At 62.8% G+C, this 14,621-nt stretch carries 10 protein-coding genes; 6 read left to right on the plus strand and 4 right to left on the minus strand.

The window, feature by feature from the left end; all coding sequences use genetic code 11:
• Nucleotides 1-93 precede the first annotated feature (93 nt).
• Nucleotides 94-957, plus strand: a complete 864-nt coding sequence (locus QP305_RS02285; RefSeq protein ID WP_284903710.1) for a Cof-type HAD-IIB family hydrolase — start codon at nt 94-96, stop codon at nt 955-957.
• A gap of 12 nt (nt 958-969) precedes the next feature.
• On the opposite strand, the gene QP305_RS02290 is transcribed toward QP305_RS02285, so the two are convergent.
• Complete coding sequence (locus tag QP305_RS02290) at nt 970-1,830, minus strand: hypothetical protein (protein ID WP_284903712.1); 861 nt, start codon at nt 1,828-1,830, stop codon at nt 970-972.
• Nucleotides 1,831-2,220: 390 nt separating this feature from the next.
• Between QP305_RS02290 and QP305_RS02295 the strand changes: the two genes are divergently transcribed.
• The gene (locus QP305_RS02295; RefSeq protein ID WP_284903714.1) at nt 2,221-3,612 is read left to right on the plus strand and encodes an NAD-dependent succinate-semialdehyde dehydrogenase; all 1,392 of its coding nucleotides are present in this window, start codon (nt 2,221-2,223) and stop codon (nt 3,610-3,612) included.
• Nucleotides 3,613-3,726: 114 nt separating this feature from the next.
• Here QP305_RS02295 and QP305_RS02300 read toward each other — a convergent pair whose 3' ends face one another.
• A complete protein-coding gene (locus QP305_RS02300) occupies nt 3,727-5,214 on the minus strand; it encodes an amino acid permease (protein WP_284903717.1) in 1,488 nt (495 codons plus the stop codon).
• A gap of 667 nt (nt 5,215-5,881) precedes the next feature.
• Here QP305_RS02300 and QP305_RS02305 point away from each other — a divergent pair.
• The gene (locus QP305_RS02305) at nt 5,882-6,679 is read left to right on the plus strand and encodes a hypothetical protein (RefSeq protein ID WP_284903718.1); all 798 of its coding nucleotides are present in this window, start codon (nt 5,882-5,884) and stop codon (nt 6,677-6,679) included.
• A gap of 610 nt (nt 6,680-7,289) precedes the next feature.
• On the plus strand, nt 7,290-8,480 hold the full coding sequence (locus QP305_RS02310; RefSeq protein ID WP_284903721.1) for a cobalamin-independent methionine synthase II family protein: 1,191 nt from the start codon (nt 7,290-7,292) through the stop codon (nt 8,478-8,480).
• 221 nt (nt 8,481-8,701) lie between these two features.
• Here the strand turns inward: QP305_RS02310 and QP305_RS02315 are convergent, their stop codons facing one another.
• Entirely contained in the window at nt 8,702-10,339 is a 1,638-nt protein-coding gene (locus tag QP305_RS02315) for a S1C family serine protease (RefSeq protein ID WP_284903723.1), read from the minus strand.
• A 136-nt stretch (nt 10,340-10,475) separates the two neighbouring features.
• The gene (locus QP305_RS02320) at nt 10,476-12,245 is read right to left on the minus strand and encodes a dolichyl-phosphate-mannose--protein mannosyltransferase (RefSeq protein ID WP_284903726.1); all 1,770 of its coding nucleotides are present in this window, start codon (nt 12,243-12,245) and stop codon (nt 10,476-10,478) included.
• 137 nt (nt 12,246-12,382) lie between these two features.
• Here QP305_RS02320 and rsmI point away from each other — a divergent pair, with 137 nt between their 5' ends.
• Complete coding sequence (gene rsmI, locus QP305_RS02325) at nt 12,383-13,282, plus strand: 16S rRNA (cytidine(1402)-2'-O)-methyltransferase (protein ID WP_284903728.1); 900 nt, start codon at nt 12,383-12,385, stop codon at nt 13,280-13,282.
• Nucleotides 13,283-13,560: 278 nt separating this feature from the next.
• Nucleotides 13,561-14,556 carry an ornithine carbamoyltransferase gene (argF, locus tag QP305_RS02330; protein ID WP_284903730.1) on the plus strand — a complete coding sequence of 332 codons (996 nt, stop codon included), beginning with the start codon at nt 13,561-13,563 and terminating at the stop codon, nt 14,554-14,556.
• Nucleotides 14,557-14,621: the final 65 nt, after the last annotated feature.

Raw genomic sequence — 14,621 nt, forward strand, 5'->3', positions numbered from 1 at the left:
CCGGAGCGGGTGCCGCGGGCTTTTTCGCCGCGTACCCGCCACGGAAAACTAAGCACGGCGCTTGACCCCAGTACTACCCAGAAAGGTTTTTTCGTGCCTCCCGCACCTACCGAGCCCGCCCCCACCGATCTGAGCCTCCTGCGTGAGGCCGCCGCCAGCGTGAAACTCGTCGTCGTTGATATGGATGGCACCTTCCTCCTGCCGGGGAAGATTTTCCCGGAACGCGGCGATGAGCTGGTGGCGCGCCTGCGCGAGCGTGGCATTATTTTCTGCCCGGCCTCCGGGCGGCAGTACCAGACCCTCGCGGATATGTTTTCCGCCCACGTGGAAGGCATGCCGATTATCGCGGAGAACGGGGCGAATGTGCGCCGGGACGGCGAGCCGCTGGCCACCACCACCCTGCCGCGGGAAACCAGCGCGCGGGTGGTGGAGATCGTGCGCGAGCTCAGCGCGTCCGGGGAGGATGTGGGCACGGTGCTCTGCGGTGAGAAGGCTTACGCCGAACGCCGCGACAGCGCGTTCCTGGACGAAACCCTCGCCTACTACCACGCGAATGCGATCGTCCCTGACCTCATGCCCCATACCGAGGGGATTTACAAAATTGGGGTGCTCAGTTTCGCCGACCCGCTCCGGCGCGTGATTCCGCTGCTGGAAACCCTCGGGCCGGGCGTGGATGTGGTGCGCAGCGGCGAACTGTGGACGGATGTGAATCCCTCCGCCGCCACGAAAGGCACCGGCCTGGCCGGTCTCCAGGCCAGCCTGGGCATCAGCCCGGCGCAAACCCTGTGCTTCGGGGATTTCAATAATGACATCCCCATGTTCGAGCACGCCCGCTTCAGCTTCGCCATGGCGAATGCCCAGCCCGATGTGGTGGCGGCCGCCCGCTACGTGGCGCCCTCCAATGCGGAAGAAGGCGTGCTCACCGTGCTCAACGACCTCTTCGAGCTGGGCCTGTAGCCGTCAGCTTCGCTAGTTGTGCGGGGCCTGCGGTGCTTGCGGGTCTTCACCTTCGCGGGGCTGTTGCGGTTCTTCGCCCTCGCGCGGTTCTTGCACGAGCTGCGTTTCCGCGGGCGCTGCGCTTTCTGCGCGGTCCGTATTTTCGGGCGACGACGCCGCTGCTGGCGCAGCGGGCGGTGCCGGCGGGAAAACGGGATCCTGCGGCGGGAACTGCGGGCTCTGGCCGGCGAAAGGTGCCTGCGCGGCGGCGCCGGCACCGGTTCCGGGCTGCGCGGGGCTGGCTACCGTGGCCGGAGTTTTGGCGATTTGCCAGATGCCGAAGCCCAACATGAGCACCGCGGCCACCGCGAGCAGGTAGTAGCCAATACCGGGAGCAATATCCACATCCACGCCCTGGGCCTGCCCGTAAGCAATGATGGTATCCGCATCCGAGGGTTTGATATTAATGACCAGGTAAATCCCCACGATAACGGCGCCGACGATGCCACCCGAAGACCACGTTTTCCGCACGGCGGCGGGCGCCTGGCGCACCAGCCCCACGAAAGCGCCAATCGCGCCCAGGGCCAGCCCGATGGTGATGAAAATGGCCACCGACTTGGTATCGGTTTCCCACAGCTTGACGCCGAAATCTTCCGACTGGGTGCCGGCGCTCATATGCAGAGTCCAGAAATGCAGCGCCGTACCAATAAAACCGATAATGGACCCGGCCAGCACGCCGAGCGGAGCCGCCAGCGGCGGAGTGGTGCGAACCGCGGGCGCCGGCGTTGGCATTGGCGCCGGTGCGGGCATAGGCGCGGGAGTGCCGTTGGGCTCGGGCGGATTCGAGGAGCGTTCCGAGGGCACGTCTGCCCCCTGGGGGAAAGTATTACTCATACCCCTAGTGTAGGGGCCGCGCCCCGGCGGCGGGCATGGCGGGCACGTTGTAGCGCGTGCGCAGTGGAACGACGACGCAGCACCGGGACAGGGGTCCCAAGGCTTTCCCATGTTCACCCAGAGATATGAAACCCCTCACATGTGTCCAAAAATAGGTAGAGTGATAGGTAGGAATGCGGGAGATTCCGCGTTCCGCCCATAACCGTATATATGCTCTCTTCCCGCGGGTAGCGAAGCGCCGTCGCCTCTCTACCCGGCCCTAAGTCCCTGTATCTGCGCTGCTCGTGCAAGGGGGGCGAGGCGCGCGGGATACGCCGGGAAGTCCATCGAATATATCCACTACGCGGGCGGGCCGCGGGTCTGCTCGCACCGATACGCGGAGGTCGAACAATGGCGTACAAGACAGTCAGTCCGTACACCGGTGAAATACTCAAGGAATATCCCACTGCCACGGATGAGGAAGTCAAGAAGGCAGTAGACGTTGCCCATAACGCCTTCCTGGCGTGGCGGGAAACATCGTATGAACAGCGCGCGCAGGTGCTTCAGAAGGCTGCCGACCTGCTGCGCGAACGCCGCACCGAATACGCCTCGATTATCACCAAGGAAATGGGCAAGGTGATCGGGGAAGCGGAAGCGGAAGTCGATATCTGCATCGCGATGTTTGAAGACTACGTGCGCAATGGCGAAAAGTATCTGGCCACCCGCACGCTCCCCTCGGATAAATACGGGAAGGATTCCGTGCAGCTGCTCTTCCAGCCGCTCGGGGTGCTCTTCATGGTGGAACCGTGGAACTTCCCATACTACCAGATTGTCCGCGTGGCTGCCCCACAGCTTTTCGCGGGCAATACCCTCATTCTCAAGCACGCATCCATCGTTCCGGAATCGGCCGCTGCCTTCGTGGAGATCTTCCGCGAAGCGGGCCTGCCCGAAGGCTGCTTCCAGAATCTCTACCTCTCGCATGACCAGTCGGAAATTGTGCTGGCCGATCCGCGGGTGCGCGGAGTGGCGCTCACCGGCTCGGAAGTAGCCGGGGCGGCTATCGCGCAGCTGGCCGGCAAGTACATTAAGAAGTCCACGCTGGAACTGGGTGGGGCCGATGCTTTTATCGTGCTCGAGGATGCCGATATCGATAAGACGGTCGCCTGGGCGGTGACCGGCCGGCATTGGAATGCCGGGCAGGTGTGCTGCTCATCCAAGCGCATGATCGTGGTGGATTCCGTGTACGACGAATTCCTGGAGAAGTACCGGGAAGGCGTCAAGCAGCTCAAGGCCGGGGACCCGATGGATCGGGAAACCACCCTGGCGCCGCTCTCCTCCGCGGCAGCAAAGCGTGATCTGGCCAAGCAGCTCGAGGAAGCTATCGCTGAGGGCGCCAAGGCCGAAGAAGCCGGAATTGAGCTACCCGAGCACGGCAACTTCTTCCAGCCCACTATCCTCACGGAAATCCCCGAGGGCGCGAAGTGCCGCTATACGGAATTCTTCGGGCCGGTCTCCCAGATTTACCGGGTCAAGGACGAAGAAGAGGTGATTACCCTCGCTAATGATTCGCCCTACGGCCTGGGCGGCTCGGTCTTTACCGAGGATCTGGAACGCGGCAAGAAGGTAGCCGCGCGGCTGGATACCGGAATGGTCTACCTCAACCATCCCACCGCGGTCGCGGCGGATATTCCCTTCGGCGGCGTGAAGAACTCCGGCTACGGCCACGAACTCATCGACCTGGGTATTCACGAATTCGTCAATATCAAGGTGGTGGCCAATTCGCCCATCGACGGCGAATTCTAAGCCCTGATCGCCCGCGGCCCAAGCAGCCGCGGGTGGCCCAATCTCCCGTGGGCCAGATGCACCGGGCCGGGATGCTCACATCCCGGCCCGGTCGTCGTCGTACTTTAATAATAATTACGCGCGCGCATGGCGCTTCTCACGCGAAACTTTCACCTGGTAGGCGATGGTGAGGAGCAGCAGCCAGGCTGGGCCAACGAAAACGGCCACGCGGTAGGCGTCTTGGAACAGCATGAGGACCACGCAGGCCGCCAGCGCCACCAGCACGAAAATGCTCGAGGCGAGGCCACCGGGGAGTTTGTAGCTAAGGCCCGCCACGCGTTCCGGGCCGAGTGCGGCGCGGAATTTCAGCTGCGTGATCATGACCATCGTCCAGTTGATAATCCCGGCGATGAGGGCGATGGAAAGCAGGTACCCGAAAGCGAAATTCGGGAACGCGAAGACTACAATGACCGCCACCACCGTCACGGCCGAGGACGTCAAAATTCCCACGTACGGCGTGCCCGCGCGCGAAAGCGTGGCGAAAATCCGCGGCGCATTTCCTTGTTGCGCCAAGGAATACAGCATGCGGCCATTGGAATACAGGCCGGAATTGTAGACGGAGAGCGCCGCGGTGAGCACCACGAAATTGAGGATATGGGCCGCGAAGGTGATCCCTACCGAATCGAAAATCTGGACGAAGGGGCTGGCGTGCCCGTCGATGGAGCGCCACGGGATGACCGCCATGATGATGGCGAGCGAGAGCACGTAAAAAATGAGGATGCGCTGAATCACCAGGTTGATGGCGCGCGGGATGGACCGGCGCGGGTCGTCCGCCTCCCCGGCGGTGATGCCGATAAGCTCAATGCCGCCAAAACTAAACATAACGACGACGAAAGCAAAAGTCGCCCCCTTCAGGCCATTGGGGAAAACCAGCTCGGCGAAGGAGGTTCCGGGCGGAACCTGGTGGGGTTCTTGGAGCCCGACGACGAGCACCAGGATTCCCAGCACGATCATGCCGATAATCGCCACCACTTTGACCAGCGCGAACCAGAATTCGAATTCGCCGAAGGCGCGCACCCCGAGTAGGTTGACCGCCGTGATGAACACCAGGCAGAAGGCCGCGGTGAGCCAGGTGGGGACCGCCGGGAACCAGTAGTTGATATACAGGCCGACGACGGACAGCTCCGACATCGCCACGAAAATGTAGTTAAACCAGTAATTCCAACCCGAGATGAAGCCGGCGCGCGGGCTCCAATATTTGTAGGCGTAGTGGGAGAAGGCGCCGGGGACCGGCTCGTGCACGCTCATCTCACCCAGGGCGCGCATAACAAGGTAGATCGTGCAACCGCCAATGAGGTAGACGAAGAGGATCGCCGGGCCGGCCAGGCTGATGGAGGAAGCCGAGCCGTAGAAGAGGCCCGTGCCGATGGCCCCGCCCAGCGCGATCATCTGGATATGGCGATTGTGGAGGTCGCGGTGCAGGTGGGCAGCGTGATGCTTGGTGTGGGTACCCGGTGCTGGTGTGCCGGCGGGTGCCGGTGAGCTGGACGTGGGTGTGCCGGGTGCCGTGGGCGTGCCGGGTGTTGGAGTTCCGGCGGGTGCCGGCGTGGAATTCGTGGACATAGAGGTCTTTCCCGATATGTGAGGAATGTGCTTATAGCGCCTTGAGCTTATCGCCTTGAGTGCGCGGGTGGGGAATTATGGGCGCGTGATGGAAAGGGTGAGGGTGAGAGCTGCCCGCCCGTGAGATGCTTGGCCGGAGCGGTGGAGCCTTTCCGGTGAGTAGGTGGTGCCCGCCGCCGTGCATAGTGAAACATGACGCGCTTGCGGAGTGGTACAGACACCAATTGTCACTATAGACACATGATTAACAGCTGGTGCCATTCGGATGGATTGTGGGAAACGGGGTATATTAATTCGCCCGCATGCACTTCTACCTGGTAACTTACATTTCTTCAATAAAAAGTACGTGTTAATTTGGCGCGGAATTTGAAGCTAAACTGCCGATAGTGACGATGGTCACAGAGTTTCGGAAATCTCATCGTTCCCGTATATTAATAGAGCGCAATAAAGTATTGTGACTGTTGTGGCAGGTGCTCAGTGGAGTGCACGGCTGGCGAATGGGATCGGTCGGTAAAAGGGCTCTTCTGAGGTAGGCATGCCATGGACATACGTTTATAGGAGTAGACATGCAGTTGAAGAAGATTGTGGCTGGCGCTACCTTTGGTGTGATGCTCGCCGCGGGGGGGGTGTAGCTTACGCTGCTCCTGCCGCGCCTGATGCACCCCAGGTGACCGCTGCCGATACCACGGCGGCTGAAAAGGCTGTGGCCGACGCCAAGGCGAAGGTTACTGCCGCGGAAGCTGAGCTGAAGGCCGCTTCCGAAAAGCTTGAGAAGCTCGAGATCGCCGTCTCGAACGCGAAGGCCAAGCTGACCGAACTTGAGGTCGCTAAGGCTGAACTTCCCAAGGAACTTAAGAAGGCTGAGGCTGCCTACGCGGCTTTGGCTACCGCCCAGGAGAATTACAACAAGGCTCGCGTGGCTTTCGAAGCCAACCCGAACGATGAGGTTCTCCAGAAGGCTATGGCCGATGCTAAGACGGCTATGAACACCGCACAGGCTGGCGTTGCCGGTCTCCGCGCGGTGGAAGATATCAAGACGGATATCGCTGACATCCAGGGTTACATCGACATTCAGAAGGGTACCCTCAGCTACGCTGAAGAAGCCCTTGATGCTTTCCCGGGTGTTGAGGCGCTTCAGGGTGCCTACGACAAGGCCGTTGCCGAACTGGATGCCGCCCAGAAGGCTCTTGATGCTCTGAAGGGCCAAACCCCCAAGGTTGACCCGAAGAAGGACGGCGACAAGAAGGTCGATCCTAAGGCTGACCCGAAGGCTGAGCCGAAGAAGGACGCCGATAAGAAGGCTGATCCCAAGGCTGAAAAGAAGGCTGACCCCAAGAAGGAAGCCAAGAAGGCCGAAGGTAAGAAGCTGGCCAACTCCGGTGTTGACGCCGGTGCGGCTGCCGGTGGAGCTGCTCTGCTCCTGCTGGCCGGTGGTGCCTTCGTTGCCTACCGCAAGTTTGCCTAAGCGAACCTGCCTCTGGCACTAACAACAGTTCCGAGGCTGGTTGCCACTAGGTAATTCATCCTCAACTGTTTCATCGTTTCACGCTGAATGGGTCCGGGTTTTTACCCGGGCCCATTCTGTATCTCTAGCAGATTCTGTATACCTGGCAGGTACCGCGTGTCCGGCCGGTTCTGTAAGCCGGGCCTGTTATGTGCATCGAGCTGCTGAAGCACCTGGCCTTATAGCCCAACCTATAACCCTCATCTCATATAGTGGTCAATAGTTTGACGTGGCTTAATAATTCCCTCTAGGCTACTGGAGGTGGATGCCCACACGGGGCATCACCTGGTAACACTGCCGGCGGCACGGCCCCGGCGCCCCGATTCGGACGGAAAGGATGCACCATGGTTCTCACTGATCCTCGCTCTGCCATGACGATGCCCGCCGCCCGAATGCGAATGCTGGGCTAGCGCGGATTCCACTTGGCCTTCGGGCGATTCCGCGCGCGAGGACATCTCGCCCCGGTCCGTTACGTCTCACTGAGCACCCGCCGCTGCGGCGTCGTATCGTTGATGGGATACGCTGAGTCGGACCGATCTCCATCACCACACCCAGCATAAAGGATATTAATATGACGAAGATCAAGACCACCCACGTCGGCTCCCTCCCGCGTACCGATTCGCTGCGCGCTACCAACGAAGCGCACCAGAACGGCCAGATTAGCGAAGCTGAATTCAAAGAAAAGCTCGACGCCGAAGTTGCTGGCGTTGTTGCACGCCAGAAGGACATCGGCCTCGATATTATTAACGACGGCGAATACGGTCACGTCATGACCGAAGTAACCAATTACGGTTCCTGGTGGTGGTACTCCTTCTCGCGCTTGGGCGGGCTGGAATTCACGGATAACGAATTCCACGCGGCGGCCACCGCGGGCGGGGGAGCGGTCGAGCTCGTTCCCTTCGACCAGCGCCGGGATTGGCAGCGGTTCAAGGATGCCTACACGGATCCGGAATCGGGAATCCACCAGGCTAAGCGCCAGGAAGTGGCCATGCCCACCATCACCGGCCCCGTGACCTACATCGGTGCCGAACAAACTCAGCGCGACGTCGACCTTACTCTCAAGGCACTCAAGGCCAACGGGCTTGATGCTTCTTCCGGGTTCATCGCGGCGCTGTCTCCTGGGTCGGCGGCGCGTATTTCCAATACGTATTACAAGTCGGAAGATGAAGTCCTCACCGCGATGGCCGATGCCCTCCACGAGGAATACAAGATCATCACCGATGCCGGCCTGACCGTCCAGATTGACGATCCCTCGCTGGCTGAAGGCTGGGACCAGGTCAATCCGGAACCGGCGGTTGCCGATTACCGCACCTGGGTGGCTCGCCGTATTGAAGCGATCAACTACGCGCTGGAAGGCATCGATCCGGAACTCGTGCGCCTGCACGTGTGCTGGGGTTCGTGGCACGGCCCGCACACCACCGATATTCCCTTCCGCGACATCGTGGACCTGTGTTTGAAGGTGAAGGCACAGGGCCTGACCTTTGAAGCGGGCAATGCGCGCCACGCCCACGAATGGAAGATTTGGGAAGATATCACCCTCCCGGATGACAAGGTTCTTATCCCGGGCGTTGTTTCCCACTCCACGAACGTGGTGGAACACCCCGAGCTGGTGGCCCAGCGCATCGAGCATTTCACCTCGCTGGTGGGCCCCGAGCGCGTGATCGCCTCCACCGATTGCGGGCTGGGTGGGCGCATCTACCCGTCCATCGCCTGGGCGAAGCTCGAGACGCTCGTGGAAGGCGCCCGCCTCGCCTCGAAGTAAAGTCTCCAGGGCAGCGGGCCTAATGATCCCCGCGCCTTGAAGTACCGGAGCGGCACGCCGCTCCCTGTGGAACACCGAAGGGGACCTGCGCAGCAGAAGCTGTTCAGGTCCCCTTCTGGTATTTAGCCGCGAGATTCCAGCGGCGCGCGGTGGTCCAGTTTTATGCGGAGTGCGGCCCCGTCCCGGTATCAGTTCCGGTATACCGGCCGCGCCACCTCCCGCTAGTTCACCGGCGATTCGCCCAACGTCACCTCGATGGTTTGCGGGGTACCGCCGCCGCGCGAAATCTCCAGGGTAATGGTGTCCCCGACCTTGTGGGTGCGCACCTGCTTAGCCACCTGCGCCGGGCTGGAAACCGATTGGCCATCCAGGCTGAGAATCGTATCCCCTTCCTTGACGCCGGCCTTGGCCGCCCCGGAATTCGGGCCGACGGCCAGCACGGTCACCCCGCCCTGCTCGCTGAGCCCCACGGTAATCCCGAGGGCCGCATTCTTGCCCACGGTCACATTATCGTCGCTCTTCCCGGCGCGAATCTGCTCCACAATGGACAGCGCCCGCTCGATGGGAATCGCGAAACCGTACACCTGCGCGGAGGTGGTGCCCTGCGACGCGGCACTATTCATCCCCACCACTTCACCCTGGGCGTTCATCATGGGCCCGCCCGAGTATCCGGGGACCACATCGGCATCGGTGACGATCATATTCTTGAGGGTGTCAAAGCTCAGGCCGTCCTCGGTGGCCACCCGCACGTCCATACCCAGCCCGGTTACCTCACCTTTAATCTCGGTGAGATAGCCCTGCCCGCGCCCGTTGCCCACGGCGCTGACCTTATCGCCCTGCTTGGCGGGGGTGCTAGCAATTTTTGCCGGGGTGAGCCCGGAGGCGTCCTTGAGTTGCAATAGGGCGACGTCGCGCTTCTCGTCATGCCCAATAACACTGGCCGCGTAGGTTTTCCCAGCCGCGGGAATCTCCACCTGGATGGCATCCGATCCCATCACCACGTGGTAATTCGTGAGCACCTGGCCGTCGGCGGTCAGCACAATCCCGCTGCCAGCCCCCATGCCGGAGCCCATCCGCGCATTAATAATGGCCACGCCCGCCGGGCTTACCTTTTCACCGCGGTCAATAGGCCCGTCCGCGCCGTGGTTACCGCCGGGCAGCTGGGTGGGGAAATCCCGCGGAATCGGCATATACGGTTCCGCTCCGCCCTGCTGGCGTCCGTCATTCGGGGCGGTCAGGCCGTCGTTATATTGGAAGCTAAAAGGATCCTTGACGGAAGGGGAGCTCGCTTGCGGTTCCGGAGCCAGGCCGAAATACCCTACCCCGGTACCCACGAGCAGCGCGACTACCATTCCGATAATGACGAGAATGGCGGTGGTACCCTTCGAACGCCGCTTGACCGGCGCCGGCGCGGCCCCGAATTGGGGGCCATAGCCGTACCCGTAGCCAGGTTGCTGGTAGGAGCCCTGGTACCCACCCTGATACGCCCCGGGAAATGCGCTCTGATAGGAGCCTTGCGAAGCGCTCTGGTACGAGCCCGGATAGCTTCCGGAATAACCTCCCGAGTACCCGCCTGAGCCGTTCCCTGCTGAGCTGCCCGGATAGGGCGGCTGCGCGGAAGCGTACCCGTAGTGCGCGGCACCGCTGCTCGCGCCCGGGGTGCCGCTCGCGTTTGAGCTGCTAGCCGCGGCCGAGGCGCTGCCCGCGGTGGAAGCGTGCCCGGCGGAGGGGGCGCTGGGGTAGTGATACGCATTCGTGTAGCTATTCGATTGCGTGCCGCCTGCCTGCGTGCCACCCGGTTGGGTCCCGCCAGCTTGCGCGCTCGGATCGCCCGAGTCATTACGCCACTCGTCTGTCATGTGAAACGTCCTTTCCTCACTCCGCACCTAGCCGCCGCCACGGCTGCCGCGGTGGTCCGGTCACACCGGGTAGCATGCCCGCCGATTCTGGAAAGTTTCTGAACGTTGTCCGAAAATGCGAGCATTGCCCGCCGCGCTAAATCCACGACGGCAGCCACATATGCAGGCGCCAAAACTCATAGGAAACCGTTTGCCCGGTCCAGATCGGGTACCAGAACAGCGCCGCCAGAATAATAAGAACGACGACGGCGCCGCACGCCGCGAGCGTGCGGCGGCTAATCCGGCACCGCCACCAGCGCACGGGATAGGCGCATACACCAGGAGGCTCATCGCGGATAAAGTCCGCGTGGCCCCAGGCTGCGTCGTCGTACCTATCAGCACGCACGCTCCCGTTCCCGCGCGCGTGCGGGGCGCCCAGCGCGCCGGTGATATAGCCGAGGCCGTAGGTGAGGGCGAGGGCCACGAAGGGAAGGAAAGCAACGGCGTAGAACTGGAAAATAGTGCGGTCCATGTACAGCGACCACGGCGCGGCCATGGCGAGGTAGCCGCTGAGGATTGCCCAGGCGCGCCAGTCGAAACGGGTGAAAGCCACCCAGAGCACCACCACCAGGGCGAGGAGCGCCAGCCACCACACCACCGGGTTGCCCACCGAGGTGACCGCTTGGACGCAGCGCTCGCCGCTCGGACATTGGCCGGCCATTTCTTCGGAGGTGGGCCACCAGAACGAGACCGGGCGCCATTGCACGAACCACTGCCAGACCGAGGATTGGTAGGTGTGCGGGGTGGAGAGCCCGTTGTGGAAATCCCACATTTGGCTGTGGTAGTGCGCCAAATCGTTGAAGGAATTGGGGAGCCAGGGGAAGGGGAGGGCCTCCGGGGTGCTCTCGCGCACGCCCGCCGCCCAGCCGTGCCCCCAGGAACGGCTATCGCGGAACCAGGAGAACCACGAAGCTACATAGGTGGCGGCAGCGGTGGGAACCAGATGCACGAAAGCCGGAATTCCTTCCTGGAAAACCGCCGCGCCTACCCACAGGCGCAGGCCCACCGCGTGGCGGGCCGCCATGCCCCAGAAGAAGGCCACCAGACCGAAAACCGCCACGGCGTAAATACCGGACCATTTAACCCCGCAGGCCAGCCCCAGGAATACTCCGGTGGCCAGCATCCAGGGGCGCCACCAGACCCGCGGGCCCCAGGCGGCCGGGCGGCCGTCCGCGCGCACCGGCCCAAAAGCCACCCGGTGGGCCAGGCGCTCCCGGGTCCAATCGCGGTCGCGCAGCAGCGTCCAGAATCCGGCCAGTACAAAGAAAGCGAGGAGGTTATCGAGGATTCCGATGCGAGAGAGGGTGATGCCCATGCCGTCCAGGGCCATCGCGATGCCGGCCACTCCGGCCAGCCACGGATTGAGGAAGAGGCGCAGGGCGACGCGAACCAGGAGCGCCACCGCGAGGGTACCGGCCAGCGCCACCATAAAACGCCAGCCGACGGGGGAGGTTTCCCCGAAAAGTGCTTGGCCTACCGCCATGATCCATTTCCCGAGCGGGGGATGAACCACGTAGTCCCCGGCCGGTGAAGTGTGGGAGAAGTCGCCGGCGGCGAAAGCGGCGTCGAATTCCGTGCCGCCCTGCCAATCCACCTCGTAGCCCAGGCGCAGCAACGAATTCGCGCCCTTGACGTAGTAGGTTTCGTCAAACATGAGGCGGTCGGGGAATCCCAGGCGGAAGAAACGCGTGAGGGCGGCGATAAGCGTGACCGCTCCCGTGATCCACCACCCCAGGCGTTTTTCCCCGCGGGTGAGCCACTCTAATCCGCGCGGGGCCAGCCCGAGCCGGCCGCGCAGCTCGTCTTCGTAGCGCTCCGCGCACTCGCGGGGGAGGCGCCCGATGGGTTCGCTTAGTTTTTCGCTCACGTGCGGATTCTATCGATAACTGTGCGCCCGCGTGGTGGCGCTGGCCGTGGCGGCCGGTGCCGCACGCGTGTGTTGCGTTCCGGCCCGGCGCCGTGGGCGCACGGCCGCGGCACCGGAGCGCGTGGCAGAATAGCAGAATGAGCACAGGTCAGGATGCCGGACAGCACGAGGGGCACCGCCCCGGTCAGAACGAAAGCCAGCACGCGGGAATTGTTCTTGCCGCCACCCCCATTGGAAATGACGCCGATGCCTCGCCGCGCCTGCGCGCCGAAATCGCGCGGGCCGATACCGTGGCCGCGGAAGATACCCGGCGTTTTTACCAGCTCGCCGCCCGCCTCGATATTGAGGTGAGCGCCCAGGTGCTCTCCTATTACGAACATAATGAAGCCGAACGCGGCGCCCACCTTATTGACCTGGCACGTTCTGGCGCGCGCGTCCTCATGGTCAGCGATGCGGGTATGCCCTCCGTGTCCGATCCCGGCTTCCGCCTGGTGGTACGGGCCCGCGCAGCCGGTATTCCCGTGACCGTGGTCCCCGGCCCTTCCGCCCCGCTCACCGCGCTGGTCGCCTCCGGCCTGCCCACTGACCGTTTCACCTTCGAAGGATTCCTCCCGCGTAAAGCCGGGGAACAGGCCGCCGCGCTCGCGGCACTGCGAAGCGAAGAACGCACCATGATTTTCTTCGAATCCCCGCGCCGCCTGGGGGCCACCCTCGCCAATTTCGTTACCGCCTTCGGCCCCGGGCGCGAAGCGGCGGTCTGCCGGGAGCTCACCAAGACGCACGAGGAAATCGTGCGCGGGCCCCTGGTCGAACTCGCGCAGCGGTTCAGCGAAGGGGCCCTGGGAGAGATCGTCGTCGTCGTAACAGGAAGTAGCGCGGCCGAAAGGGAAGAGCAGGTGCGTGCGCGGGCCGTGGGCGACGTCGCCGAACTGTGTCAGCTCGGTCTGCGCCGCAAAGATGCCGCCGCTTTCGTGGCCGCGCGCACCGGTTTACGCACGAATGAGCTCTACCGCGCCGCCCTCGAGCAGGGCGAATAAAGCGCGGAAATACGCGGGTTTAGTGGGGTTTAGGGCCTGAAAAACGGAGCTAAACCACGTTCCACCCGCGCTCCACCCGGATTTTCCTAGCGCGCGTGACCTGGATCATGCACAGTAAAAACAACCCCCGGGGAACCGGGGCCGGGACATGATCCTCTCGCCGCGAGGCGGGTACGGGTTGGACAGCCAACAGTGATCCCAGGGGCCAAAGAAGACCCCGTTACCGCTGGCCGGTCTGCCCGAACGGGACCACGGACCGCGCTAGGAAAGGAACGACAATGGCTGTCAATATCCGCGGACGCAACTTCCTCAAGCTGCTCGATTTTACGCCCGATGAAATCCGCTACCTGCTGCGTCTGTCCGCGCAGTTCAAGGAACTCAAGCTCAGCGGCACCCCGCACCGCTACCTCGAAGGCAAGAATATTGTGCTGCTCTTCGAAAAGACCTCCACCCGCACCCGCTGCTCCTTCGAAGTGGCCGGCATGGACCTGGGCATGGGCGTGACCTACCTGGATCCGGGCAGCTCACAGATGGGCAAGAAGGAATCCATTGAGGATACCGCCCGGGTGCTGGGCCGCATGTACGACGGCATCGAATACCGCGGTTTCTCCCAGGAACTCGTGGAAGAAATGGGCGCCAAGGCCGGGGTGCCGGTATGGAACGGCCTGACCGACCTCTTCCACCCCACCCAGATGCTCGCCGATATCCTCACCGTCCAGGAGAACTTCGAGGACGGCATCAAGGGCAAGAAGTTTGTGTTCTTCGGCGATGCGCGCAATAACGTGGCGAACTCGCTTATGGTGGTCTGCTCCAAGCTGGGCCTCAACTTCGTGGCCTGCGGCCCGAAGGATCGCATGCCCGAAGAGTGGCTGGTCGATACCTGCAAGGAACTCGCCGCGGAATCCGGCGGCAGCGTGACCCTCACCGAAGATGCCGCGGCGGCCGCCACCGGCGCCCACGTGCTCTACACCGATATTTGGGTTTCCATGGGCGAACCGGATGAAGTGTGGGCCTCGCGTATCGCGGAGCTGGAAGCCTACCGCGTCACCCAGGAACTCGTGGACAAGGCCGATCCGGAAGCGATCTTCATGCACTGCCTGCCCTCCTTCCACGACACCAACACCACCATCGGCGCGGAAATCGCCAAGAAGTTCGGGGTGACGGAAATGGAAGTGGAAGACCGGGTCTTCGAAGGTCCGCGCTCGCGCGTCTTCGACGAAGCCGAGAACCGCATGCACACCATTAAGGCCGTTATGTACGCAACCCTCTCCTAGGAGGGTTCAGGCACGTGCCCGCGCGGCCGTGCCCAGGTAGCGCGGGCGACGGCGCCGGGGAGCTG

The organism is Actinotignum timonense (genome assembly GCF_030216305.1).
GTDB classification, from domain to species: Bacteria; Actinomycetota; Actinomycetes; order Actinomycetales; family Actinomycetaceae; genus Actinotignum; species Actinotignum timonense_A.